20 protein-coding genes and 1 pseudogene are annotated in these 25,234 nt (G+C 62.4%); 14 read left to right on the top strand and 7 right to left on the bottom strand.

From position 1 onward, the window contains the following. Position 1 precedes the first annotated feature (1 nt). The 5 genes from ABSY17_RS01590 to ABSY17_RS01610 all read right to left on the bottom strand — a co-directional run bounded on the left by ABSY17_RS01590 (position 2) and on the right by ABSY17_RS01610 (position 7,369). A complete protein-coding gene (locus tag ABSY17_RS01590) occupies positions 2-841 on the bottom strand; it encodes a class I SAM-dependent methyltransferase (protein ID WP_378941504.1) in 840 nt (279 codons plus the stop codon). Then, on the bottom strand, positions 838-3,093 hold the full coding sequence (locus ABSY17_RS01595) for a glycosyltransferase family 2 protein (RefSeq protein WP_378941507.1): 2,256 nt from the start codon (positions 3,091-3,093) through the stop codon (positions 838-840). Before ABSY17_RS01595 ends, ABSY17_RS01590 begins: the two co-directional genes overlap by 4 nt. Positions 3,094-3,167: 74 nt before the next feature. Beyond that, positions 3,168-3,827 carry a calcium-binding protein gene (locus ABSY17_RS01600; protein WP_378941509.1) on the bottom strand — a complete coding sequence of 220 codons (660 nt, stop codon included), beginning with the start codon at positions 3,825-3,827 and terminating at the stop codon, positions 3,168-3,170. Between the two features lie 363 nt (positions 3,828-4,190). After that, positions 4,191-5,489 carry an HlyD family type I secretion periplasmic adaptor subunit gene (locus ABSY17_RS01605; RefSeq protein WP_378941511.1) on the bottom strand — a complete coding sequence of 433 codons (1,299 nt, stop codon included), beginning with the start codon at positions 5,487-5,489 and terminating at the stop codon, positions 4,191-4,193. A 110-nt stretch (positions 5,490-5,599) separates the two neighbouring features. Continuing rightward, complete coding sequence (locus tag ABSY17_RS01610; RefSeq protein ID WP_378941513.1) at positions 5,600-7,369, bottom strand: type I secretion system permease/ATPase; 1,770 nt, start codon at positions 7,367-7,369, stop codon at positions 5,600-5,602. Positions 7,370-7,563: 194 nt separating this feature from the next. Between ABSY17_RS01610 and ABSY17_RS01615 the strand changes: the two genes are divergently transcribed. The 14 genes and pseudogenes from ABSY17_RS01615 (at position 7,564) to ABSY17_RS01680 (ending at position 23,101) form a co-directional block, all read left to right on the top strand. Beyond that, positions 7,564-8,133, top strand: coding sequence for a MarR family transcriptional regulator (locus tag ABSY17_RS01615; RefSeq protein ID WP_378941516.1), 570 nt, complete (start codon positions 7,564-7,566; stop codon positions 8,131-8,133). A 45-nt stretch (positions 8,134-8,178) separates the two neighbouring features. Then, positions 8,179-9,429, top strand: coding sequence for a glycosyltransferase family 4 protein (locus ABSY17_RS01620; protein WP_378941519.1), 1,251 nt, complete (start codon positions 8,179-8,181; stop codon positions 9,427-9,429). A gap of 182 nt (positions 9,430-9,611) precedes the next feature. Beyond that, positions 9,612-11,084 (top strand): DUF6212 domain-containing protein, encoded by a 1,473-nt coding sequence (locus tag ABSY17_RS01625; protein ID WP_378941521.1) that lies wholly within the window; start codon positions 9,612-9,614, stop codon positions 11,082-11,084. Further along, a complete protein-coding gene (locus tag ABSY17_RS01630) occupies positions 11,071-13,743 on the top strand; it encodes a glycosyltransferase (protein ID WP_378941524.1) in 2,673 nt (890 codons plus the stop codon). Before ABSY17_RS01625 ends, ABSY17_RS01630 begins: the two co-directional genes overlap by 14 nt. Before the next feature lie 41 nt (positions 13,744-13,784). Then, the gene (locus ABSY17_RS01635; RefSeq protein ID WP_378941526.1) at positions 13,785-14,963 is read left to right on the top strand and encodes a polysaccharide pyruvyl transferase family protein; all 1,179 of its coding nucleotides are present in this window, start codon (positions 13,785-13,787) and stop codon (positions 14,961-14,963) included. 46 nt (positions 14,964-15,009) lie between these two features. After that, a complete protein-coding gene (locus ABSY17_RS01640; RefSeq protein WP_378941529.1) occupies positions 15,010-16,182 on the top strand; it encodes a polysaccharide pyruvyl transferase family protein in 1,173 nt (390 codons plus the stop codon). Between the two features lie 43 nt (positions 16,183-16,225). Beyond that, positions 16,226-17,326 (top strand): glycoside hydrolase, encoded by a 1,101-nt coding sequence (locus tag ABSY17_RS01645; protein ID WP_378941531.1) that lies wholly within the window; start codon positions 16,226-16,228, stop codon positions 17,324-17,326. An 83-nt stretch (positions 17,327-17,409) separates the two neighbouring features. Beyond that, the gene (locus ABSY17_RS01650; protein ID WP_378941717.1) at positions 17,410-18,360 is read left to right on the top strand and encodes a hypothetical protein; all 951 of its coding nucleotides are present in this window, start codon (positions 17,410-17,412) and stop codon (positions 18,358-18,360) included. A 66-nt stretch (positions 18,361-18,426) separates the two neighbouring features. After that, a complete protein-coding gene (gene rfbA, locus ABSY17_RS01655) occupies positions 18,427-19,308 on the top strand; it encodes a glucose-1-phosphate thymidylyltransferase RfbA (protein ID WP_378941533.1) in 882 nt (293 codons plus the stop codon). Beyond that, the gene (rfbC, locus tag ABSY17_RS01660; protein ID WP_378941536.1) at positions 19,301-19,864 is read left to right on the top strand and encodes a dTDP-4-dehydrorhamnose 3,5-epimerase; all 564 of its coding nucleotides are present in this window, start codon (positions 19,301-19,303) and stop codon (positions 19,862-19,864) included. Before rfbA ends, rfbC begins: the two co-directional genes overlap by 8 nt. Continuing rightward, a complete protein-coding gene (rfbB, locus tag ABSY17_RS01665) occupies positions 19,861-20,940 on the top strand; it encodes a dTDP-glucose 4,6-dehydratase (protein ID WP_378941539.1) in 1,080 nt (359 codons plus the stop codon). Before rfbC ends, rfbB begins: the two co-directional genes overlap by 4 nt. A gap of 5 nt (positions 20,941-20,945) precedes the next feature. Further along, positions 20,946-21,947, top strand: coding sequence for a dTDP-4-dehydrorhamnose reductase (gene rfbD / locus ABSY17_RS01670; protein ID WP_378941541.1), 1,002 nt, complete (start codon positions 20,946-20,948; stop codon positions 21,945-21,947). Next, positions 21,865-22,291: pseudogene (locus ABSY17_RS01675) on the top strand (IS6 family transposase); the annotation flags it as partial. The gene rfbD and the pseudogene ABSY17_RS01675, both read left to right, overlap by 83 nt. A gap of 189 nt (positions 22,292-22,480) precedes the next feature. Further along, positions 22,481-23,101, top strand: coding sequence for a hypothetical protein (locus ABSY17_RS01680; RefSeq protein WP_378941544.1), 621 nt, complete (start codon positions 22,481-22,483; stop codon positions 23,099-23,101). A 448-nt stretch (positions 23,102-23,549) separates the two neighbouring features. Here ABSY17_RS01680 and ABSY17_RS01685 read toward each other — a convergent pair whose 3' ends face one another. Together ABSY17_RS01685 and ABSY17_RS01690 are read right to left on the bottom strand one after the other, a co-directional pair. Then, positions 23,550-24,800, bottom strand: coding sequence for a D-amino acid dehydrogenase (locus ABSY17_RS01685; RefSeq protein ID WP_378941546.1), 1,251 nt, complete (start codon positions 24,798-24,800; stop codon positions 23,550-23,552). A 29-nt stretch (positions 24,801-24,829) separates the two neighbouring features. After that, complete coding sequence (locus ABSY17_RS01690) at positions 24,830-25,183, bottom strand: RidA family protein (protein ID WP_378941549.1); 354 nt, start codon at positions 25,181-25,183, stop codon at positions 24,830-24,832. Positions 25,184-25,234 lie beyond the last annotated feature (51 nt).

Here is a 25,234-nt window from a genome sequence, read left to right on the forward strand (position 1 = left end):
CTTACCGCTGGGCTCCCCGGCATTCGGCTACATAGACGTCCTGGTAGTGATCCGCGTCCTGGCCGCGCCAATGGCCGAGGGATTTGAGGGCGATCACAAGCCCGGCCTTTTCCAAGGCCTGGTCCAGGAAGCCGTCGTCGAACCCGACGGCCGCAAGCTGCGGCAGATCGGGGACGAACCAGCAAGGGCCGTTGCCCTCGCGCACGAAGCCAAGCCTGGTATCGCGCCTGCCAGATACGTTCGCCGCAGCGATGCCGTCAACGACGAAGGCGGTCATGAACAGGCGTCCGCCCGGTTTCAGCAGCCTGGCGACCTCGTTCAGGTGAACGAGAACCTCGTCTGGCGGCAGATGCGTGACGACTGATGTCATGATCACGAATTCGAACTGCCGTTCGGCGTAGGGAAGTTTCAGTGCCTCGCCGCTGATCTTGCCTTGGGGGTTGTAGAGCTTGTGCGCGATGTCGAGCCGCTGGAACGTGAAGTTGGGATAGGCCGGCGTGATGAAACGCCGGCACCAGGCGATGCCGCCCTCGACCGGATCGAGCCCGCTATAGCGTCCCTTCTCCACATCCAGATACTGGGTGAGCGGAACGGCCATGCGGCCAATGCCGCAGCCGATGTCGAGAACGCGATGCTCCGGCTGCAGGCCGCCCAGGCGGATGAAATGGCCCAGAAACTCCGCGCCGACGGCCCGGAAATCTCCGTCGCCGACGAACACGCTGCCCGCGTCCGGCTGCGGCAGGAAGCGGTTGCGCAGGACCGCCTCCATCAGCCAATGGACGCGATCCTGCTGGACCGTCGCTGCCGGCTCGATTTCATAGCGGAGAACCGCTTCGCTCATGCGGCGTCCCTTTCCGTCGCTTCGATTTCCATGGACACGCCCTTCGCGATTGCGCCATCGGAATAGGCAGGCATCAGCGCGCTGATGTCGTCCTCCCAGAGCTGGGTGTGCAGCCAGGAATTGTATTGGCTGGCGACGCCGCGCATGTAGTCCTGGCTGCGGCTGATCGACCGGCGCTCGAAATGATAGAGGCAGGCTGCCGGTTCATAGGCGATCTCCAGACCCAGTCGCCGGATCTTGAGGCAGAGGTCACTGTCTTCGTAGTCGCCGATGACATAGTCCTCCGTGAATCCGTCGACCCGTTCATAGGTCTCCCTGCGCGTCACAAGGCATGCGCCCGTGACGCCAGGAACGTTGCGGGCGACCTGCGCCGGCGGATAGCGTCCGGGCATTCCCTTGTAGAAATGGTGATTGAGCCAGATGCCGCGCCGGTCGCGGCCGAAATAGAGCCCGGCATGCTGCAATGAGCCGTCCTCGAAGATCAGCTTCGGGCCGATGGCGCCGAGTTTCCGCCGCTCGAGTAGCGGTCGCGCCAGCAACTGGAGCCAGCCCGGTTCGCGTGGCACGACGTCGGAGTTGAGCATCACGAGAACCGTGCCGCGCGCAAAGCGCGCGCCCGCGTTGCAGGCCCGGGCATAGCCGCCATTGCGGTTCATCACGACGAGTTTCATCGGCAGACCGTGCAGAATGTGCAGCCCGCCCAGCATGTGTTTCGTCTCGTCCTCGATCTCGGGGGAATCCAGAACGAAGATGATCTCGGCATTCGCCGCCAGCCAGGGATCGGTAGCCATGCCGGACAGTTGAAAACGGAGGAAATCCAGGACCCGATAGAGAGGCACCACGATCGAGACGAGCGGCGCCTTTGGGGGCTGGCCGTAGTCCTTCGTGTGGTCGACCCATATGGTTTTGCCCAATGCACGTTCGACATCCTGGAGGGCCGGGGCAAGAATGGTCCGGAACGCATCGTCCACGGCATGCGGCGGGGGTACGGCGCGCAGGATGCGGTTGCGCTGCGCTGCCGGTTCGAAGGGCTGCGGCTTCGGTACGAGCGGTTTCACCGCACCTGCGGTGAGCCGCAACTGAAGGCGAGGCTGGAGCAGCGGACCAAGCGGCTCGTCCAGCGGAAGCCAGGCGATGAAGCCGGTCACCGCGGTCTTTGCATTGATTTTCGCTTCGCGGCTCCAGGCCGGGAACTGGTACCAGTTGCCGTCGAGGGGCAGGGCCGTGCCGTCCTCCCTGAGATAGTCGATGCCGGCAAGGGTGGAGGTCGGATCGTTGGTCCAGCCACCAGCGAGCAGGCCGCCCTGCAACGAGAGGGCGATATCGATATCGGCAGCGGCATGCATCTGCGACCTGGCGACCTGCCGGGCCGGAAGCGGAGCCCGCAGTTGGAGGTCGACTGCCACTGCCGGGCCACCGCCGGGCAGGCTTGACAGTTGCCGCACGACGAACGCGCGCAGTCCCGATGCGCCGCGCTGCTCCGCCCACCATTTCTGAAGGCCAGGATAGCGCGGATTGCAGTTCGGCAGGTACCGGACCGCGATGCCCCTTTTGCCCAGGAACATGATGTGACGCGGCCGGGCAGGCCGCGGCGAGTCGAGAATAAAATGGCAGGATTGCCAACCCCGCTCCGAACTGTTGGAGATGACAATTTGCGACGGCAGCGGCACAACGGTACTGGCGCCGATGGCATAGATGCCGGTGATCTCGCCCAACTCAGGGCTGATGTCGGTCTCGACGAGATAGCGTCCGGCAGCGATCTGGCAGACGGAATTGGCAAGCCGCGGCGTTGGCACAAGGGTGAAGACGGCATCCTCGACGACACTGCTGAAGAGTTCGTCGCGGGACAGCCGGAACGCGCTGCGCCAAACGGTCAGCAGATTGTTCAGGAACTTGACGCGGCCTTCCGGCGAGAGGTTGCCCAGCAGGGCCTCCACATCGAGGAGCGGCAGCCGCGCAGTCGGTTGGAGCGAGAATGCCTGGAGCGTGCTTCCGTCCGCCGCGGCAATCTGCACGTCTCCCGCTTCGCTTCCCGGCTGCGTTGCCCACAGCACGCATAGCCCACCATCGGCCCGCGGCAGGGTCATGCTGACGAGCGGGACCGGTTGCGATTGCATGGCCAGGGTGAATTTGCCCAGGGCTGGTAGCTGCGCGGGGATGTCCCAGGCCACGACAGCCACCTCCGAGCAAAGCCGGAAGGCCTGTGCAAAGCTGGAGTCGCCGCCGGCGCCCTTCGAACGGTCGGACGTCACGCGTTAATCCTTCGGATAGGTTGGAGGGGTACGACGCGCCCCGCGGGAGGTGGGCAGGGCGCGTCGTCTCAGGCTCAATGGACCGTGAAATACTGGTCCGGGTGAGCCTGCATGTCTTTGGCGTCGACGTTGATGAGCGTCAGGGTGTCGCCATGGCCGAGATCGATCACGACATTGCCGCCGACCTTGATGATGCGCGCAGCCAGGTCTTCCGGGGAGGAAATGTCCAGGCCGTTGATGTTCTTCGAGATCTGCAACATGTCCTCGCCGGGGGTGAAATCGAGGATGACATCGTTGCCGCCGCCGCCTTCGAAGACAAACAGGTCACTGCCCTTGCCGCCGACCAGGATGTCGTCGCCTTCCCCCCCGTTGATGATGTCGTTTCCGTCACCGCCGAACAGGAAGTCGTTGCCGTTGCCACCCATCAAGATGTCATTGCCGGCACCGCCCGTGAGGATGTCGTCGCCATTGCCGCCGTAGAGCAAGTCGTCGCCGGGACCGCCGTTCAGGATGTCGTTGCCGTTTCCTCCATAGAGGATGTCGTTTCCGTCGCCGCCGAACAGAATGTCGTTTCCGTCGTCGCCGAACAGCACGTCATCGCCGCCGTTTCCAAAGATTGTGTCATCCCCGTCGCCTCCTTTAACGAAATCATCGCCGCCAAGGCCGCGAATGACGTCGTCAAAGCGAGATCCAAACAGTACGTCGTCGTATGCGCCGCCTTCCAATGTGGCCATTTGCCTCTCCTCTTCGCCGTTTGATTGCGTGCATCGTCGGTGGGAGTCGAGGATCACGCGAAGCCATATTGCAGTGCAAATATGACAAGCGCAACACGACCAGAAGCATAAAATGATGTTTTTTGATAAAACATTGCACTATATAAGTAAATATAAGCAATAATAGACGAAAGTACGTGAATATTGTTGGAACTATAATTGTGGAATGCACGTAAAGCGTTTCAAAATTCGAAATAATTTCCAGGCGCTTTGGATTGGTGAAACGCACGCCACCAGGCCGCGTTCCGGGCTGCCGGAAGGCTTATAGGCTGGGGCGGATCTTGTCGGCGCCCCGCAAGCCGAGCTCGCGGGGCGGCAGGGGGACTAGTCTTCCCTGAACGCGCGATTGAAGCTGTCGACGACAGGAGAAACCAGGTAGTCGATCGCCCGCCGCGGCTTGTGCACGATCAGAACTTCCGCCGGCATGCCGGGATAGAGGCGCATATCCGGATTTGCGGCCAGCGAGTCCGGGTCGACCTGCGCTCGCGCGACGAAATAGGCCACATTCGACTTTTCATCGACCGACTGGTCGGCGGCTACATAGGTAACCTTGCCCGCCACGGGCAGGTGCGAGCGCTGGTTGTATGCCGTCAGCCGAATCTGCGCCGCCGAGCCGACCGCGACGCTGGCGATATCGCGCGTGCCGATATGCATCTCGATGAGGAGCGGCTCGCTTTCCGGTACGATATCGAGCAGCGGTTCACCTGGTGTCACGGCACTTCCCGGCGTGCGCACGCGGATATCGGTGACGACGCCAGCCTGGGGAGACAGGATATCGAGGCGGCGCAATACGTCCTTCGCGGCGACGATCCTCTCCTCGACGTCTGCGAGCTCAAGGCGAGCCGTAGTGATTTCGCCGGCAATTTCCGACTGAAAGTCGCGTTCGATGCCCGTCAGCGCAAGTTCGGCGCCTGCCTTGGCTTTCACCGCTTGCGCCCTTTGCCCGGCGAGCTCGCCGCGCGAGGCTGCGAGCTCGCTGAGCCTTGCGTCGATCTCTATGAGCTTGGAGCGCTGGGCAAAGCCTTTTTCCACCAAGGTTGCGATGGCAGTTCTCTGTTCATCGATGAGGTTGATCTGCCGGTCGACGGCTTCCACCTGGATGGTCAGGAACTTTGAGCGCTCGGCCAATTCCTCGATCGTCGTCCGCTGGATGCTGTTGCGCCCATTCTTGGACTCGCGGCGCTTATCGAAATACGCGTGTTCAGCCGCCATGGCGTCATGGACTGCAGCGTTGCCGCCGCTGCCAAATTCGTCGGGAAAGCTTATTTCCTCGGTGCCGGCCTGCTCCGCCCTTAGCCGCGCCAACTTGGCAATCAGGCCGATACGCCGGCTTTCCAACCCTTGGAGATCGGCGCGGGCCCGCGTGTCCTCGAGTTTTATCAAAGGCTGTCCGGTGGCGACGTGATCGCCCTCCTGCACCACCACGCGGCTCAGGACGCCGCCCTCGAAATGGCTGACCGTCTTGCGCTTCGAATCGACGATGACCGTGCCGCTGGCCACCGAGGCGCTGCTGAGGTCGGCAAAGAACGCCCAGCTGAGAAATCCGCCGAACGAGATCAGGATTGTCGTGATTCCCGCGATGACAAGGCGCCGGAGCGGCGAACGGCCTCTGCCCTCGGCCATTTCCAGTTCCTCGGCGGTTGCAAGCAGCGGCGCCCGCGGGTGGTGGTTCGGGACATCGGGCCTACGGACAGGCTGAACATCGGTCCGTGCCGATGGCATCGACTTGCGCATCATGATGCCACAACCTCGCGTGACGGTTGAGCCGGCGTCATCGAAGCAATCACGTCCGTGCGCTCCCCGAACTGGGTGATGCGCCCGTTTTCCAGGACGAGCAGCTTGTCTGCGACCTCCATGATTGTCGGCCTATGGGCGATCATCACGACAATGGCACCGTCGTTTCGGGCCCTTTCGATCGAGCGGATGAGCGCACGTTCGCCGACGGCGTCGAGATTGGCGTTCGGCTCATCCAGCACGATCAGGCGGGGGCGATCATAGAGGCAGCGGGCAAGTGCGATGCGCTGCTTCTGTCCGCCCGAAAGCGTCAGGTGGCCGTCGCCGACCGGCGTGTCGTAGCCTAGGGGCAGGCGGCCGATCATGTCGTGGACATCCGCCAGCCGTGCGGCCTCGAGCACCCTGTGCGGGTCGCCGTCTTCCATCCGCGAGATGTTGTCCCGGATCGTTCCTTCAAGCAGCGAAACCGATTGCGGAAGATAGCCGGCCACCCGGCCGAAGGAGCCGCGCTCCCAGAGATAGACATTGTTGCCGCCCAGGAAGATGCCGCCCGACGTGGGCTTGAGGACGCCGACGAGCAGCCGCGCCACCGTCGATTTGCCTGCTGCCGAGGGTCCGACCAGCCCCAGCACCTCGCCGGGGGAAAGGGAGAAGGAGATGCCCTTGATGATCGGCACGTCCATGCCCGGCGCCGCGTAGACCAGCTTGTCGACGACGAGGTCGCCGTGCGCATGCGGCGTCGGCATGGTCTGGCGCACCGCCAGGTCCTCGTTCAGGGCTGCCTCGAGCCGGCGCCAGCCGGCGATCGCCAGGACCCATTGCCGCCAGTTCTCGATGACGGAATCGATTGGCAGGAGCAGCCGGCCGACAAGGATATTTGCCGCCATCATGGCGCCGGGGCTGACTTCCTGTTCCAGCACGAGCAGGGCGCCCGCTGCGAGCGTCACGAGCTGTATGATGTAGCGGAGCACGCGGGTGATTGATGACATCGCCCTGCTCCTGCTTCCGCTGCTTTCAAGCGCTGCCAGCGAATGCATCTGTGCGCCTCGCCATCGCCGCGCCAGCGCCGGCAGCATGCCCATCGCTTCGATCGCCTCCGCATGACGAAGGGACGCAGCGATTTTCGACACTGATTCGATGTTGGCCTGGCTTGCCTCTTTCATGAGCTGGCGCGTGAGCAGGTCTGTAACGACACCGCAGCACAGCAGCAGTGCGACCGAAATCGCGCCGACGATGCCGAATACCGGATGCAGCATGAACAGGGCGCCCAGAAAGATCGGCGACCAGGCGGCGTCGAGGGGGGCGCTAACGGCCGACGAGGTGAGGAAGCTGCGCAGTTCCGTCAGGTCCCGCAGGGACTGGGTGGCGCGGGCGACCCCCTGATTGACGGAGGCCTGAACCGCGGCGGTCAGGAGCGGCAGGTTCAGCCATCGCGTCACGGCGCTGGCCATGGCCTGGAACGAAAGCGCACGGATGAACTCGAGTACGCCGTAGACCATCAGGGCGCCAACCGCCAGGATCGTCAGCATGACGAGGGAATCAATGCTCTGGCTGTTCAGCACCCGGTCGTATACCTGGAGCATGAATAGCGGCATCGTCAGCATCAGCAGGTTGATACAGGCGCTTAGCAAGGCTGCATAAAGGAGGGTCACGGCAAACACACGCCTTGCCTGTAAGACGAGCAACCGCGGATTGAGCGTCCCGTCTTGGGCGACAACCGGCCCATTTTGGCCCTTGCCAACTGGGCTTTTTCGAACAGTATCGAGCATGGGCGATTTGGCCTGGGGCTTACGTGTTTAGCGATTTGAGGGTGTTATCTGCATCACATGCAGAGCATATTACAATATCTCTGTCGTCATCGTGACACAAAAATGATAGCTATTCGAAGAGTGGGAGACATGGGTGGGGCGTTGTTGAATTTTACTTCAAGTTTTGAAGTAAATTACCAAGAAAGGAGAGAGGGATGACACAAGGACTTCTCTACCCGTCCATGGGGGTGGAAGATGCAGTATTACTACGGACCGGGGGCGAAGAACTGCATGTCGCCCCTGACCAGCCGCGCCGGGACGAGAGCAGCGATGGCCCGCAGGTGTCGTGTTTCGACCTGGCACGTTTGCTCGAGCGGTCCAGCCGGCGCTTCTCAGGCCTGATAGGCGCGGAGCTTACGCGGCGGGGCGTCGACGATATCGGACCGTCCCAGGTGATGGTTCTGCTGGCCATTGGCGATACCGAGCTGTCGGTCGGCGAACTGCTCGATCGCGGCAACTATGTCGGCTCGAACATCTCGTACTACCTGAAGCAGCTGACCGATGGCGACTACATCGAGCGCGTCACCTCCCAGCGCGACAAGCGCTCGGCCCGAATCAGACTAACCGAGAGGGGCAGGCAGCTCTGTGCAGATCTGCGGGACGCGGCGAAGGCCTTTGAGCGCAGCTTTTGCGTGGAGCAGGACCTCCGGGATCTCGCAACCGCCTTCCAGGCGCTGCACCGGCTCGAGCTGATGTGGGCCAATGCAGCACGCTACGGCGTCTGACGTGCGCCCGAAGGGCGGCTCCTTGCCGGGGGCTCGCTAGGCGTCATGCATGTAGCTTTCGTGCACCGGCGCGGTTTCGGCCAGTTCGCCGCGCTGGCCGCCCATTTGGCGCAGGCGGGGCACGAGGTAAGCCTTGTGACCGAGGCCGTGGACCAGCGGGTGCCGTCGGTTCGCATCGTGCGGCACCGGTCGGAGCCGGGTCCGCGGGCGCATCCGCTGATGGCCCGCCATCTCGGTATACCCGACCACCATGTCCGGATCGGTCACCGTGTCGCCGAGACGTTCGACGCGATGGCGCGCCAGGGCCAAAGCCCTGATATCGTCATCGGTCACATCGGCTGGGGCAGCATGATGTTCGTGAAGGACATGCTGCCGCGTGTGCCTGCGCTCGGCTACTGCGAGTTCTTCTATCGGGCGGCCGGGGCGGACGTCGGATTTGCCCCGGACAGCCAGCCCGACCTCGAGACGCGCAAGCGGATCAGGCTTCGCAACATCGCGCAGTTGATTTCGCTGGAGGCGCTGGATGGCGGCATAAGTCCGACCCAGTGGCAGAGGAGCCTTTATCCGGCGGATGCGCAGGAGCGCATCACGGTGTGCCACGAAGGGATAGATACGCGGTGCTTTCGCCCCGATCCGGCTGCTTCCCTGAAGCTTCCGGACGGACGCGTGCTCAAGGCCGGCGATCCTCCCATCGTCACCTTTGTCGCGCGCGACCTCGAACCCTACCGCGGCTTTCCGCAGGCGCTGGAGGCTGCATCCAAGGTCATCCGGAGGCATCCCGATGCCTTGTTCGTCTTCGTGGGCGGCAACGGCGTGAGTTACGGCACGCCGGCACCCGGCGGGGTGTCGTGGAAGGAGCACCTTCTCGCTTCGCTGGATCTTCCAAAGGACAGGGTGATTTTTCCCGGCCCGGTTCCGCATCCGGTTTTGCGCCAGCTTTTCCAGATTTCGGCGGCCCATCTCTACCTGACCTACCCGTTCGTCCTTTCCTGGTCGGTCCTGGAGGCGATGGCCTGCGGCGCTCTCGTCATCGCCTCCGATACCGCCCCCGTCCGGGAAGTCATCTGCTCAGGCCGCAACGGCATCCTGGTGCCGTTCTTCGACACCGACGCTCTCGCCGAGTCGATTCTGGAAGCCTTGAAGAGCCCAGACAGCTTCGCCGAACTGCGGATCGCTGCGCGTCGAACGATCGAGCAGCGCTTCCGGCTGGACGAGTGCATCGCCAGCCAGACTGCCCTGATCGCAAAAATGACGGGTGTGGATTGCATTCCCTCCCAGGCAGGGCATGCCGTTTGAATATTACTTCAAGTTTTGAAGTATACTTTGGTAGATTTAGTACAATAATTTTATTATTGTCTGCGCCTATATTTATTGGTACGTGTCAAATCGATTGATTGTTGAGGATTTCTCGCGATCGAACGACAATCGAATTTTTCGAGAGATATCGTTATTATTAAGGGTGCTTCGTACAAATGTTGATGTCTTCTGGCGGGAAGCAATCGACGGCAAGTATAAAGTTGATTGCTGCGTCCGATATGGACCGGGTCAACATTGAAAAGGCCGGAATTGAACATCTGGTCGTCTTTCTTGGCGATGGCATACGTTCGCAGCCGGCCCTGAAGAACTCCTTTCCTCTCATTGCCGTCGCCTTCTCGGAGGAGGCCGAAGCTGAACTGAGGAATGCTCTCGTCTCGCTCCGGCGACTTGCCACGGTGCCGGAAGTTCCCGTCCAGCGGCTCGATGCGCGAAACGGGACCGAGATGTGCGCGCTCATTCGTACGCTGGCCGAGGACGGGTTGGGGCGACTGGCCCGGTTCACCGCCTCGATGACCTCGGAACTCGCCATGCTTCGCCGGGAGCGCGAAGTGCTGTTCGAAAACTACCGCGCGCTCGAAGACGCATTTCAGGTGCAGAACTGGGAGCCGGTGGCGGAAGTGTTCGCGCACGATCCCCATGTCGACCCAAAGGACGAAGGTATCGGCCAGTTGCTGTCGAGCGCCTATGTCGAGCAGCTTCTGCCGGTCTCCAGCCAGGGCGTGGCCGGCATCGCCCTCCATCTCAATTCGGTGCCGAAGGACGGCGCCGAACTCGTCGTCACGCTGAGCTATGTCGAGAGTCGCGAGGGCGTTGCCGAGTGGAGCGCTCCCGCTTCAAAGCTCGTCGCGAACTGGAACTTCTTCTCGCTGCCGCGGGCTTGCGGATGTGGGGCGAAGACATTGCGGCTCAGGGTGTCGACCACGGGTCCCGAGACGGTGGGGCTGTCGCTCGGCTTCCCGATAGCCAGCGAGCGTTACACTGCGCGCTCGGAGGTCTCGCATCCCGATCTCGATCTCAGGCCACTGGCATTCCGTGTGTTCACCGGACTGCCCGGCGTCAAGCCATCCCGAATGCCCAACATGATCGCGCCCACCGACCTGCTCGACGGCCAGTTCATCGAAGATTACCGCCTGGCGCCGAACCTGCTGAGCCGAATCGTCGACGTTTCGGTCTCGCCGGTCGTGCCAGAGTTCCAGACCGTCCGCTTCCTCGAGCACGAGCACGCGGTGGTGTGCCATCCGCTGCCGAGCGGAATTTCCGCCGGCGCCGTCAGCCGCGCGGTCGAGCCCGGAACCATTTCGTTCTCGGCGAGCGCCGTGATCGACCATCCGGAAGGGGCTCCGGCGGCTGTCAGTTTCCTGCTCGTCCCAGCAAACTCCAACGCACGGTCCGAAGTTGCCGAGTTGGTGCGCACGGGCTCGGCAAAACCGTCCGCCTTCTTCAGCGGTTGGCGCGAGGTCGGCCCCGATCGGGCGATCAACATCAACATCCACATGGACGAGCCGGTGCGCGCGCACATGGATCTCATGATCCTGAGCCGTGCCGTCACCGATTCAGTCGATTTCTCCTGGCTCAAGGTGTCGGGCTTCCGGCTGGTCAAGCAGTCGGGGGAGGCGATCAATGTCCGCCGGTAAGCACGACCTGATTGCCGTGGCGATGCCGCTCTACGGTCATGCCGCGCTGGCCCTGGAAGCGCTGGAATCCGTCCTGGCCTCGACGGCGTCCAATTGCAGGATTGCCATTGTCGTGTCCGTCGACGGCGATCCGCGGCACGAGGCTTTCGACCTGCTGCTGCTTTATGCCGCCAGCCATCCTGAAGTGCATGTGGTGTTCGGCCCGAATGCCGGACCGGGCGGGGCGCGCAATCGCGCGATCGACTACGTGCTCGAAAACCTGCCGGAGGCCAAGGCGCTCTATTTGCTCGATGCCGACAACAGGGTCCTGCCGGGCACCATCGAGACTCTGTACGAGCAACTTCTCACGAGCGGCTGCGGCTGGGTCTACACCAATATCGACACCTTTTCGGTGAATTGGCGCGCGCACTACGGCAATCGCTACTCGCGGCTTGTCCACTGCATCACCGACAACATCTGCGACACCGGCTCGATGATCTCGATCGATGTCTTCTTGGCCGGCGTGCGCTTCAACGACGACCGGCAGAACGGGTTCGAGGACTGGGAGTTCTGGCTTTCCTGCATCGAGCACGGCTTCGTCGGCGTCCCATCGCACGACACCACCTTCGAATATCGGCTGCGGGCGGAAAGCCGCTTCAAGGAAGCCAATCGCGAACGTGCCACTTCGGTCAGCTTCCTCAGGAAGCGCCACAAGGCGTTGTTTCAGCGTCCGATGCTCGTCGAGTTCGAACACGAGGAGTGTCCGCGCTATCTCTTCGCGCGGACGGAAGATGCCGCCATCTCGTTCTTCACCGACCCAACCAAGCCGGCGCGGATGCTTCGCCTCGACGACATCATCCCGGACTTCTGGGCGAGCATCGGCGAGCCAGACAATGTGCACTTCCCGCCTTTCCTGATGGCAGGCAGCGGCGCGACGCTCGACCTTTTGCGGCGGTCGCGCATGCTGCCCAACGTGCTTTGCCACTTGGAGCGCCTGAGCGAGAAGGCAAACATCGTCTTCGTCCAGCTTGGCAACGATGCGGCGCAGCGCAAGATCGAACCGGTGATCCTGGAGTCGGGGGCCACTCAAGCCGCGTCTGCGGACCTCATCTTCATTCCAACGTCGCTTGTTCGCGACGTGATCCATAACAACGCGCTAGACTGGTTCGCCTCGATCGGCAGCCAGCAGATCTGGCCTACTTCGGCCATCCTCAAGGTGCGGTTCCCGTTCCCGAGAAGCCTGCCGCGGCGGTCGCTGATAACGCCCCAGCAGGTGATGATAAATTGCGTCAACTCCATTGCCACGAGCCCGCTGCGCCGAACTGCGGGCGCGCGCTGGACATGGCGGCCGGCGCGGCTTGTGCCTTTCGCGGATCTGCACAAGTCGCTGCGGAACGAGATCGGCGGCTCGCCCGTCCTGCCGCTTGGCCACAGCGACAGCAAGCGCACGGCTGCGCTGCTCGTGCCCAATGCTTCGTTTGGCGGCGCCGAGAAGGTGGTCTATGCGGCCTCGCGCGAGCTGAAGAGGGCCGGGTTCGAGACCCACCTCTTCGTGCTCGGCACGCAGCGCATGGACGTTATCGACGAGTTCGACGCGAGCTTCGACTACATCCATTTCTGGAGCGAGGGCATTCCGGCCTGGGGAGGCTCGGGCCAGTTCCTCGGCCAGGACTTCATCGCCGAGCACCATGAGGCCGACTGGGGCGCGCTCAAGGGGCAGCTCTCGGGGTTCGACCTGATCATCAACAACCATGTGATGTCGGTCCATCCGCTGATTGCACGGCTGCGCTCGGAGGGCGCGCGCACGGCCTGCTATCTGCACGTCGTTGACAACACCTCGTTCAAACGGCCGGCCGGCCAGCCCTTCGCAGCAATCGCTCATGAGCATTGCTACGACGCGTTCCTGACGTGCTCGGAGCAGCTCAAGATCTACCTGCGCAGTTTCGGTGTCCCCCTCGAAAAGGTCTTCGCCGTGCCCAATGGCGCGAGTTTTTCGGTGCCACCCAAGGCGCTTGCCGAAGTGGTGGCCGCAAGGCGCACGGAGCGCAAGGACGACCGGCTGCGGCTGCTCTATATGGGACGCTTCGACCAGCAGAAGGGCATCGACCGCCTGGCCGCGACAATCGCCGAGCTGCACGCCGCGCGCGTTCCCGTCGACATCAGGGCGATCGGAGGCGAGATTCTCGCCGATTCCACCGTTTCCTGGACGGAGCAGTTGAAGGACCTCGGCGTCGACGTGCACCCTCCGGTCTTCGCCAGCAAGGAACTGATCAAGGCGCTGGGCTGGGCGGACGTGCTCGTCATGCCCTCGCGCTGGGAAGGCGCTCCATTGATGATCGCGGAAGCGCAGCAGCTTGGCTGCGTTCCCATCGCAACCGGCGTCGGCGCCGTGGGCGAACTCATCACCCATGGCGAAGACGGCATCCTCATCGATGCCGAGGTCGACTCCCAGGTGGTGCGGCAGATGGCGGGGGTCATCGAAGAGGTCGCCCGCGATCGCCGCAAGCTCACTCCGCTCATGGAAGGCTGCCTCAACTCGGCGGCGCGCCGGTCGTGGACAAGCTCGTTTTCGGAATTCCTCGGCTGGTGCGACGGCGCGGTGAGCAATTCATCGCTGTCGCGTGGCGTGGTCATGCGTCGGCACGAGCCGTCGGACGCATCGGTCGCGGCGGTGGGCTGAAAGGCTTCCACCAGTTCCTTCAAGCAGAAAGGTTTAGTTGTATGCGTCCACGGATCCTCGTGACGGGCATTCCTGGCCACTACTCGCGCCTTGCAAACGGCGCCAACGGATTGGCCGTCTCCTATTCGGAACGGCAGAAGCAACCCGAGTCGAAGGACGAGTTCCTCCAGGAACTGCGAAACATCAGCAATACCGGCAATTATCTGATCGGCGAGGGGGCCATGCGTGCGCTTGCACCGCACGCCACGCAGATCCCCTTCTGGCATCTCTACAATTGCAGCCGCAACGGGGATGGGTTCGAGCAGTTCAATTCCAACTTCGACATCTGCGTGTTCACCTGCGCAAACCTGTTGCGCAAGGGACTGTCCGCCGATGCGGAAGCAGATGTGCTGAGCAAGCTCAAGATGCCGATCGTGATGCTCGGCATCGGCCAGCAGAACCGCAAGGATCTGGAAAATGCGCTGCCCGAGGGCACGAAGCGGCTCCTGAGCATCCTCAAGGAGCGGGAGCACTATTTCCTGACGCGCGGTTTTGAAACCACGGATTTCCTCAAGGACCAGGGCTTCTCCTTTGTCCAGCCGACCGGCTGTCCGTCCGTCTATTTCATGCCCGACAACATGCGCCGGGCGCTGAAGAAGCTGCCCGCCGTGCAGATCGGCAAGGCGCGGACCATCTTCTCCGGCTATCTCGGCGGCAACCAGGATGCGATTCTCGACGCCAACGCGCTGAACCCGCAGGGGGCGGTTCCGCAATATGTCGTCCAGGACGAGTTCCTGCACTTCGACATGCAGGTGGAGCCGAATGCCGAAGGGCGCGTCTACGACTCAGCCTCCGGAAAGATGATCGGCGACGTCGCCTATCCGGGCACCGAGCGGCTCAAGAGCCCGTTCGATGTGCGCACTTTCTTCGACACGAACCAATGGCGCGCCTGGGCCTCGTCGATGGACTTCAATTTCGGCCGGCGGTTCCACGGCTCGATCATTGCCATGCAGGCGGGGGTGCCGAGCCTCATGGTGGCGGTGGACGACCGCATGCGCGAGATGCTGGGCTTCACCGGCTTGCCGGCTATCGACGCGACCGATCTCGACAAGGCCGAGAACCGGGCCGAGTTCGTCGCGGATCACCTGGCCGGCCTCAACGCGTCCGAACTGGTCGACCGCTACTCCGATCGCGAGCGGAACTTCCGCGCGGCGCTGCGCGAGATCGGCATCGGGCAGTAGCGGCTCGCTTGCACCCAAGGTCTCAGGCACAATTTCAGGGAATATCATGCGCATCCTGCTTACGGGCATCCCATCATATCTGCAGCGAACCGTGGCGAGCGTATCCGGGACGGAGGTCCGCCACAGGCCCTATTTCGACGACATCCGTACCAAGGCGGAATTGATCGAGCAGGTCAGGAAGATAGCCAACACGGGCAACTACCTGATCGGGGAGGGCGCGGCCTACAGCCTGAAGGCTCATGACGTCACCTACGTGCCGTTCTGGCACCTTGCCCGCAGTTGCGGTTCGCAGGACGTCTACGAGCACCTGAACCAGGAGTTCGACATCTGCGTCTTCGCCTCAGCCAACCTTTTGCGGCCCGGCTATTCCGCCGACCTGGAAGCGGAAGTGTTCGAGAAGCTGAACATGCCGGTCGTGGTCATGGGCATCGGCATCCAGCGCAAGGAAGGCCTCAAGGAGAACCTGCCCGCCGGCACCCTCAAGTTCCTCGATGTCCTCAAGCGCAAGGAGAGCTTCTTCCTGACCCGCGGCTACTTCACTGCCGAGTTCCTGAGGGAACAGGGCATGAAGTTTGTGAAGCCGACCGGCTGTCCGTCGCTCTATTTCAACCCGGCGGGGATGCAGCGCTCCCTCGGGGCCCTTGCCAATCCTGATCTGGCGAACGCCCAGAAGATCGCCTTCGGAGGCTACCTCGGCAGCGTCGCCGATACGATCGTCGATGCGCATGCGCTGCTGAAGCCGACGAGCGTCGCAAGCTATGTCGTGCAGGACGAGGTGATCGCCTACAACCTGTCCTTGTCCGCCGACGATCATGAGCCTGTCTATGACAAGGCCAGCGGCCGCATCACCGGGGCGACCTCCTACAAGCATTCCGAAAAGTGGCAGAGGGACCATGAGCTCGTGGTCTTTTTCGACACGAACCAGTGGCGAAACTGGATCGCCTCCCGCGAACTCTGCTTCGGCCGCCGGTTCCATGGCTGCATCATCGGCATGCAGGCCGGCGTGCCCGCACTCATGATCGCCGTCGACGACCGCATGCGGGAAATGCTGGAGTTTGTCGGCTTCCCCTACATGGAGGCGGCGACGTGGAACCGCGAGGCCGACAAGAAGGCCTATCTCGCCAATTTCCTATCCAAGATCGACACACAGGCCGTCACCGACCGGTACTCGGCCTGCGAAGCCAACTTCCGCAGCGCACTCAGCCATGTCGGCCTCTAGCTACAGGGGCAGGGGGACAAGGCCAGGCAGGCTTCTGCCTGGCATGCTGCTGGCGCTCCTGGGCTTCGCCCAGGCGCCGCTCGCGCATGCCGCCGAGGTCACGGCCGCCCGCATCGGGGTCAACCGCCTGAACCTCGCCTGGCTGTCGCGAAGCGACCAGGAAAGGGTGCTCGGGGAGATGGCGGTGAACGGCATCACCCACGCCCGTCTTTCGCTGTCGCGGCCGGTCGACAAGAGCATCGAGGGCCTCGAGATCGCCAGCCGCCTGGGCATCCGGATCCTTCTCGAGGTACAGCTTGCGAACAAGAGCTACTATCCCGAGACGGCTCGTCCCCGGAGCGGCTTCGACCGCATCTGGGATGTCCACCGGCTCTCCGAACTCGATCTCGATCTCTACCGCGTGGGATTGCGCGACGCACTCCGCCGCATCGATGCCCTGGGCATTCGGCTGGAGGCGGTCGAGCCTGGAAATGAGATCAACTTCAGTGCCTACAACGGCGATCTCCTTGTCTATCGTCGGCCCGGCGAGCGGACCCCACGCAGCATCGCCGAGCTGGCGGAGAGGGCGGCCTTCGAGCAAGGCCTCGACAAATACCTGGAGGCCGTGAAGATCACTCGCGAGGAGGTGCGGCGTACCGTTCACAGCAGCGACGCCGCCATCGTCTCGGCGGGCCTGTCCGACCTCAGCGCCGACTGGGCTGACGGGAGGGGCATGGAGCGCCTCGATCCGGGCGAGGTCGTTGCGCTGCTGCGCAAGCGCGGCCTCGACAGCCTGGTCGACGCCTATGGCATCCACGTTTACCCGGGACAGAAGCCGGCGCCAGCCTTGTCCGATGGGGTGAGGCGCGTCCTCGACTTCTGCGGGACGGACAATGCCGGCCGGCCCTGCTGGGTGACGGAATGGGGGATAGCGAATACGGCGCGCCATTGCCCCGTCGACGACCATAAGCGGGAAGACGCGGTGCGGGCCGTGCGCGCAGTCTTCCACCAACTGATGGATGAAGGGCGGCTGACGGCAGCCTACTACTACGATTGGGACACCGAGCAGTCATACAGCCTATGGCGTTGCGGCCGCTTGAGTCCTGCCGGGGCGCTCGCCGTCACACCAGCTGTCACCGAGGAGACGCAGGCAGTGTCGCCTTGAGCGGGACGCACTTCCCGCAGGCGGCAAACATAGTGAAGCGGCAATCTGTATTGCATAGTATTTCCAATATGCGGGAATCGGGTTTGCTTATCTATTCCGACGAAAACCTAGAGGTATTTCATAGGCCGGGATCATCGTCCTATGTTCTCGCGACCTTCAACGAAATGGAGATGCAGGCAAACGGCCGCCGCTTCTGGGGGCAGCGGTTTTGCGAGAATGCGGACATCACCGCTGTCGGTTTCATCAGCCGGCGCCCCAACTGGTTTCCGGCGGCGAGCATGGCGAAGGCCAGCGTCGCGGCGGCGCCGATCCTGCGGCAGGCATCCGAACGCATCCTCTACGGCCACTCCCAGGGTGGCTACGCGGCGCTCCGCTATCGCCGCCTCCTTGATGCCGACATCGCAATCGCCTTCTGCCCGCAGATCTCCATCGATCCCAGGGCCGTCCCCTTTGACGGCCGCTTCACGAGCCACTTCGTGCCCTCGCTTCATGAAGACATGGAGATCGCGCCCGCGCACGGGGTCGGCCGCGCCTATGTCTTCCATGATCCGTTCCATGCTGTCGATCGGGAGCACGCGGAGCGGATCGCGGCGACGCAGGAGGGGGCACGGCTTGTCCCGGTGCACATGACCGGTCACGGCACTGTCCGGGCCTTCGCCGGAACGGCGCGCGGACTGGCCCTCGTTGCAGCCTGCCGGGCTGATGATGTGCCAGGGCTACGCGCGCTCGCTCGCGCAGCCAGGGTCAGGGCCGCCATGCGGCCTTATCAGATCGCGCTCACCGCGATTACCCGTCATCCCGCTTGGGCCGACCGGCTTCGCGAGCGGTTCGTCCAGGAGTTCTCGCCGGTGCAGCGGGTCAACTTCCTCTACCATCGGGCCAATCGACACATACGCGGAGGCGAGTTGGCGACCGCGCGCGACATGCTGGTCGAGGCCATGGCCCTTCAACCGAGCAATGCCGGGCCTGCCCGGCGCCTGCAGGAACTCGACGCGCGCATTGCCCGCATGGGCAAGGCGGCGGCAACTTTGTGAGACTTTCGCCGGTTTTGTGTGGTTGCCGCTAAATGCGGGCAGCTAAATTGAAAAGGATCTGGCAAATTGAAGGGCATAATACTAGCTGGCGGTAGTGGGACTAGACTATACCCGGCAACACTTGCCGTATCAAAGCAAATATTGCCAATCTACGACAAGCCAATGATTTATTATCCGCTCGGCGTTCTTATGCTGTCTGGAATTCGAGACATCCTTATTATTTCGTCACCGCGCGATCTGCTGCAATTCCAGCAGCTTCTCGGTGACGGGTCGGCATTTGGCGTGTCTTTTTCCTACGCTGTTCAACCGTCCCCCAACGGGCTGGCAGAGGCTTTCATCATAGGGCGCGAATTCATTGGCAATAGCCCGGTTGCGCTCATCCTCGGCGACAACATCTTCTATGGCGACGGGCTGTCGGAGCGCTGTCGAGCCGCGGTCGGCCGCGACAACGGCGCCTCTGTCTTCGCCTATCAGGTCGAGGATCCGCAGCGCTACGGGGTCGTGACATTCGACCGGACGACCCAGCGTGCCCTCTCCATCGAAGAAAAGCCGGTCGAGCCGCGTTCCAACTGGGCGGTAACTGGTCTCTATTTTTACGACAATTCGGTTGTCGATATCGCCTCGTCCCTCAAACCATCGGTTCGTGGCGAGCTGGAGATCACCGACGTCAACCGCACCTATCTCGAACAGGACAAACTGCACGTCGTCCGGCTGGGAAGGGGGTACGCCTGGCTCGACACCGGGACCCATGACAGCCTTCACGATGCGTCGTCCTTCGTGCGTACGATCGAGCATCGCCAGGGCATCAAGATCATGTGCCCGGAAGAAATTGGCTTTGAGCTGGATTGGGTCAGCCAGGAACAGGTGCTTCGCCGTGCCGCCTCGCTCGGCAAGACCGACTATGCGCGCTATCTCGAGCGCCGGGTCAAGGAAATCGGCCATGGTTGAGGTGCGCAAGCTTGGCCTGGACGGTGTGTTCGAAATTCGCGTGGCCAAATTCGAGGATCCGCGCGGTTTCCTTTCCGAGACGTGGAACGCCGGAAAATTGGCGGATGTCGGCATTGCCATCGACTTCGTCCAGGACAACCAGTCGCTGTCGCGCCAGCGGGGCGTGGTGCGGGGGCTGCATTACCAGGCACCGCCCTTCGCCCAGGACAAGCTGGTGCGTGTGCTGCGTGGGTCGATCTTCGATGTCGCAGTCGACATAAGGAAGGGTTCGCCGAGCTTCGGCGACTGGGTCGGGCTGACGCTTTCCGACAAGGAATGGAACCAGATTCTGGTGCCCAAAGGGTTCGCGCATGGCTTTGTCACGCTCGAGCCCGACACCGAGGTCGCCTACAAGGTGTCTGCCCCTTATTCGCAGTCGCATGACCGGTCGATTCGCTTTGACGATCCCGACATTGGAGCCGAGTGGCCGGTGACGGCCGCCGATATGATCCTGTCGGCCAAGGATGCCGCGGCCCCCCTGCTGACCGAAGTCGAAACCGGATTCGTCTACCCGTGAGACACGCCCCTCAAACCGTTCTGGTCACCGGCGGTGCCGGGTTCATCGGCTCGGCTGTCTGCCGGCATCTGGTCGGCACCGGCAACTACCGCGTCATCAACCTCGACAAGCTGACCTATGCCGGAAACCTGACTTCGCTGCGCGACCTCGAAGGCAATCCGAACTATGCATTCCGCCACGCCGACATCTGCGACACGGACACGGTCCGCCGGATCCTGGCGGACGGGAAGGTTGAGCTGATCATGCACCTCGCCGCCGAAAGCCATGTTGATCGGTCAATCGACGGGCCGATGGCTTTCGTCACCTCCAATGTTGTCGGCACGGCGAGCCTGTTGTCGGCGGCACTCGACCATTGGCGCAGCCTTGGCGAGGAGGCGCGCAAGCGTTTCGGCTTCCATCATGTCTCCACGGATGAGGTTTTCGGCGACCTGGCTTTCGAATCCGGTGTCTTCACCGAGGAATCACCCTACAAGCCATCGTCCCCCTATTCGGCGTCGAAGGCGGCTTCCGATCATTTCGTTCGCGCCTGGCACGAGACTTACGGGCTGCCGGTTGTCCTTTCCAATTGTTCCAACAATTACGGACCCTACCACTTCCCGGAAAAATTGATCCCGCTGGTCATCGCCAATGCGCTGGACGAACAGCCCCTGCCGGTCTACGGCAAAGGCGCTAACATACGCGACTGGCTGTTCGTCGAAGATCATGCCAGGGCGCTGGAAGCGGTCATGACCAGGGGGCGCATCGGCGAGAGCTACAATATTGGTGGCCGGTCCGAGCGGACCAATCTCGTGGTCGTCGAGACCATCTGCGCGTTGCTCGATGCGCGAAGGCCGCGGGCCAGAGGCCGCTCCCATCTCGACCTCATCACCTATGTCACCGATCGGCCGGGACATGACCGGCGCTATGCCATCGACCCCACCAAGAGCGAGCAGGAACTGGGCTGGAGGCCGCTCGAGACTTTCGAGACGGGGCTTGCAAAGACCGTCGACTGGTATCTGGAGAATGGCTGGTGGTGGCGGCCGATCCGCGAACAGCGTTTCGACGGGAGCCGCCAGGGACTGGTCGGCGCCACGTGAGAATTGTGGTCACAGGAATCTCGGGCCAACTGGCTCGCTCGCTTGCCGTGCAGGCGAAAGACCAGGCAGAGATCGTCCTTGTCGGTCGGCCTGATCTCGACCTTGAGAACCCAGCGACATTCGCTCCGATTCTGAAATCGGTCGCACCAGACATGGTGATCAATGCGGCGGCGCATACCGGTGTCGACCAGCAAGAAGACGAGCCTGACAGGGCGTTCAGGATCAATGCCGAGGCGCCGGCCGAGCTGGCACGACTGACCAGGCTCGCCGGCATCCCGATCGTCCAGGTTTCCACGGACTATGTATTCGATGGCACCTCGACGCGTCCTTATGTTGAGACCGACAAGGCCAATCCTCAGACCGTCTATGGCCGCAGCAAGCTTGCGGGTGAAGAGGCGGTCCGCGCCGGCAATCCGGATCACATGGTGGTCCGTACGGCCTGGGTAGTCAGCCGCTATGGCCGCAATTTCGTCAAGACGATGTTATCCTTGGCCGCCACACGTGACCGCCTGCAGGTGGTTTCCGACCAGTTCGGCAATCCGACCGACGCCCACGATCTTGCGGATGGATTATTGGTCGCGGCAGGCGTCTGGCGTCGTCAGGGCGGCTTTCCGCAGGGCCTCTATCACCTCGCAGGGCAGGGCAAGGCAAGCCGGTATGAGCTGGCAAGTCATATCTTTGCGATCAGTGCTTCGCTTGGGGGACCATCGGCGGCGGTCGAGCCAGTCAGCAGCAACCAGTGGCCGGCCAAGGCGGCTCGTCCGGCCAATTCAGAACTGAACTCAGACGCTTTCTTTCGTGATTTCGGGTATCGCGCGGGCGAGTGGAAAAAGCGGATTGAGGGACTCGGTAAGGTTGTGTCGCACACTGCGTGTCAACGAAGGCTGACATATGGATGCTGCTCCTTTTGCCTTGGAGAGTTCCATGTTTTCAGGCCGTCATTTCGACCGTTCGGTAATCCTGCTGTGCGTGCGCTGGTACCTTGCCTACAATCTCAGCCTGCGTGATTTGGAAGAGATGATGGCCGAACGTGGCATCAGCGTCGACCACTCCACAATCCACCGCTGGGTCATCCGCTTCTCACCGTTGTTGCTGGAGCGGTTCAACGCGCGCAAGCGAGGTGTCACCGGGAAGTGGCATGTCGATGAGACCTACATCGGGGTTCGCGGCCGGTGGATGTACCTCTACCGCGCCATCGACAGCGTCGGTGACACGGTCGAGTTCTTTTTCAGCGAGCATCGTGACCTGTTGGCCGCCAAGCGCTTCATCCGCAAAGCATTGAAGCGTCATGGAAGACCTGATCGTGTTGTCGTTGACGGCAGCCAAACGAACCTGGAAGCAATCAGTTCGAAATCCTCGCTGCATAGTCCTGTCCGCAATGGGCTTCATGCCATCCCAAACACGAGTTTGCGACACAGCCCAGGGAGGACCACTTTTCAGGGGGCAGACCACCGAACGGTCGAATTGACGGCCTGGAAACATCGAACGCTCCTGATCACAAGAAGCGACATCCATACGTCAGTCTTCCTTGACGCCGAGTTTGCGACATAACCGGGACTGGCGCCTGATCGCCAATGTCGATGCCGTGCTGTCAGACACAAATGCCGGCGCCTTCCACGACGGCGACTATGTCGAGGCATCGCTCGGCTATGCCTATCGCCCGGTCGACAACGACCGGCTCAATGCGCTGTTCAAATACACCTGGCTCTACGATTTGCCGGGCATCGACCAGGTTGGCATCAACGGCTCGCTCGCCAGTCCCAAGCAGCGTAGCCACATCCTGTCGGCGGACCTGATCTATGATCTGTCCCCGTGGCTGTCGGTGGGCGGCAAATACGGCTTCGGCATCGGCGACGTCCAGCAACGGATGATCGACGGGTCCGAGACGTTTTCCAACTGGCAGCGCTCGTCGGCGCATCTCGGCATCCTCAGGGCCGACCTGCACATCGTGAAGGAGTGGGATCTTCTGGTCGAAGGCCGCGTGTTCTACATGCCCTCGGCGGAGACCACCGACTACGGCGCACTCGCCGCCGTCTATTGTCATGTCGGGGAGAACTTCAAGGTCGGCGTCGGCTACAATTTCGGCCGCTTCTCCGACGACCTCCGCGACCTCACCCTTGATGACGAGGGCGCGGTCCTCAACGTCGTCGGAAAGTTCTGACAAAACTGGTCATGATGGAGTTGAACTCTTGGCGCCGCCGCAAAGTTCGATGCGTGCCAAAGAACGGCCGGTCGCGTCTGTGTTCTATGCCGTGAGGATTGCGAACTGCTCGGCGATGGGTGGGTCAGGATTGTCGGCCAGGTACCCGCGGACATTCAGCAGGATTACCGATTGATCGAAATGGCAGCCCTTGAACTTTAATCTTGAGGCACCTTCTATTTCTGAGCACGCTTGCCGAAGCGTTTTCGACAGAGCCTCTTATCATGCTCAAAGGCCGCTATTTCGGCCGATTAGTGATCTTGCCGTGCGTTGGCTGGTATCGGTCATATGGTCTGGACCGTGCAGAAGACGGAAGCTACCCGCGTCTACGGCGCCCTACCTTGCTAAGGCGATGCTGACGCAAAAAGGCCCGCGATTTCGCGAGCCTTCTGCGTGGTGTTTGGCCGGGCTACTGCGCCAGCATGCCGGCTGGATCGAAACCGGGTTTCGAGCGCTTGACGATATCGGCTGTGATGCGGGCCGAGCCGGCCGACATGGTCCAGCCCATATGGCCGTGACCGACATTGAAGACCATGTTGGCAAAGCGTCCGCCCCGACCGAAAATCGGCGTGCCTTCCGGTGTCATCGGTCTGAGGCCAGCCCAATATTGCGGCTTGGCGTAATCCGCGCCGTTGGGGAATATGTCGCGAATGGCCGAAAGCATGTGGCGGAAATCCTCCGGCTTGTGCGAGCGGTCGAAACCCGCGAACTCGGCCGTCGCCGTTACGCGCAGGCGGTCGCCGAAGCGGGCATACGCAACAAGATTGTCCTCGTCGACGCCACCCACGGTGGGCGGCAGGTTGGAGGCGTCGAGCGGCATGGTCACCGAATAGCCCTTGATCGGGTAGACCGGCAGCGACACGCCGAGGCGGCGCGCGAAATCGGGCGCGAAAACGCCAAGGCACAGCACGAATTCGTCGGCCGTCACCGAGCCGTTGGAGGTGGTGACGCGGGCTATTCGGTCGCCGCTGTTTTCGAAACCCTTGACATCCGTGCCGAGCATGAACTTGACGCCGAGCTTTTCGGCGCAATGGCGGGCGAGATTTTGCGTGAAGACGCGGGCGTCGCCACTGCCGTCCGACGGGCAGTAGACGGCACCGGCGAACTTTTCCTTCACCTTGGCAAGGGCCGGGTCGATGCAGGCCGCCTCGTCGGGGGAGACGGTGCGCAGCTCCAGCCCTTCCTCGGACAGGATGCGCGTATTGGCTGAGCCGCGGGCGAAGGATTCGGGCTTGCGGTAGAGATAGAGCAGGCCGCCGTCGAGGCCGTGATAGTCGACCCCTGTATCCGCGACGATGCCTTGCAGCCGCTCCTGCGAGTAGCGGCAGAGGCGCACCTTGCGCTTGGTGTTGGTTCGCGCCTTCTCGGCGGTACAGTTCATCAGGAATTTCCACGACCAGGCCCACAGCCTCGGATCGAGGCTGGGCCTGAAGCGCAGTGCCTGGCTGTCGTCGAACAGCGAGCGGAGCAGGATGCGCGGCGCCTTGGGCGAGGACCAGGTGTAGGCGTGACCGGGGGCGATAAGCCCGGCATTGGCAAAACTGGTCTCGCTTGCCACCTCGGGAAGCCGGTCGATGACCGTCACCTCGTGCCCGTCACGGGCAAGTTCATAGGCGGTGGTTACGCCGACAACTCCGGCGCCGAGCACGGCAACGCGCATCCCAAAATCTCCGTGTTGTGCTGCTGGGCTCAGAGAGCGGCGATGACAGCGATCTCGACCGTGAACTGCGGCGCAGCGAGCTTCGATTCAACGGTTGCGCGGGCCGGGGCGTTGTCCGTGGCGACCCACGCGTCCCACACGGCGTTCATTTCGGCGAAGCTGGCGATGTCGGCGAGCCAGATCGAAGCCGACAGGACCTTGGTCTTGTCGGTTCCGGCCTTGGCCAGTACGGCATCGATGCGGTCGAGGATATTCTTGGTCTGGGCCGTAACACTTTCGCCGCCGGCATCGAGAGCGACCTGCCCCGACACATAGACGGTATTGCCGTGCACGACTGCCTGGCTCATGCGCGGGCCAACGTCAATTCGGGTGATGTTGCTCATGACTTAATGCTCCATATTTCGGTTCGAGTGCGTCGCGACTATATGTCGACA

Origin of the sequence: Mesorhizobium sp. ANAO-SY3R2, from assembly GCF_042466635.1 — a bacterium.
Taxonomy (GTDB): Bacteria; Pseudomonadota; Alphaproteobacteria; order Rhizobiales; family Rhizobiaceae; genus Aminobacter.

Bases quoted from the DNA above. Each gene is read 5' to 3' on its own strand.
- ABSY17_RS01590 (WP_378941504.1), bottom strand. From the start codon at position 841: ATGAGCGAAGCGGTTCTCCGCTATGAAATCGAGCCGGCAGCGACGGTC.
- ABSY17_RS01605 (WP_378941511.1), bottom strand. From the start codon at position 5,489: ATGGCCGAGGGCAGAGGCCGTTCGCCGCTCCGGCGCCTTGTCATCGCG.
- ABSY17_RS01635 (WP_378941526.1), top strand. From the start codon at position 13,785: ATGCGTCCACGGATCCTCGTGACGGGCATTCCTGGCCACTACTCGCGC.
- ABSY17_RS01600 (WP_378941509.1), bottom strand. From the start codon at position 3,827: ATGGCCACATTGGAAGGCGGCGCATACGACGACGTACTGTTTGGATCT.
- ABSY17_RS01615 (WP_378941516.1), top strand. From the start codon at position 7,564: ATGACACAAGGACTTCTCTACCCGTCCATGGGGGTGGAAGATGCAGTA.
- ABSY17_RS01625 (WP_378941521.1), top strand. From the start codon at position 9,612: ATGTCTTCTGGCGGGAAGCAATCGACGGCAAGTATAAAGTTGATTGCT.
- ABSY17_RS01685 (WP_378941546.1), bottom strand. From the start codon at position 24,800: ATGCGCGTTGCCGTGCTCGGCGCCGGAGTTGTCGGCGTAACCACCGCC.
- ABSY17_RS01690 (WP_378941549.1), bottom strand. From the start codon at position 25,183: ATGAGCAACATCACCCGAATTGACGTTGGCCCGCGCATGAGCCAGGCA.
- ABSY17_RS01645 (WP_378941531.1), top strand. From the start codon at position 16,226: ATGCTGCTGGCGCTCCTGGGCTTCGCCCAGGCGCCGCTCGCGCATGCC.
- rfbC (WP_378941536.1), top strand. From the start codon at position 19,301: ATGGTTGAGGTGCGCAAGCTTGGCCTGGACGGTGTGTTCGAAATTCGC.
- ABSY17_RS01620 (WP_378941519.1), top strand. From the start codon at position 8,179: ATGCATGTAGCTTTCGTGCACCGGCGCGGTTTCGGCCAGTTCGCCGCG.
- ABSY17_RS01610 (WP_378941513.1), bottom strand. From the start codon at position 7,369: ATGCTCGATACTGTTCGAAAAAGCCCAGTTGGCAAGGGCCAAAATGGG.
- ABSY17_RS01630 (WP_378941524.1), top strand. From the start codon at position 11,071: ATGTCCGCCGGTAAGCACGACCTGATTGCCGTGGCGATGCCGCTCTAC.
- ABSY17_RS01640 (WP_378941529.1), top strand. From the start codon at position 15,010: ATGCGCATCCTGCTTACGGGCATCCCATCATATCTGCAGCGAACCGTG.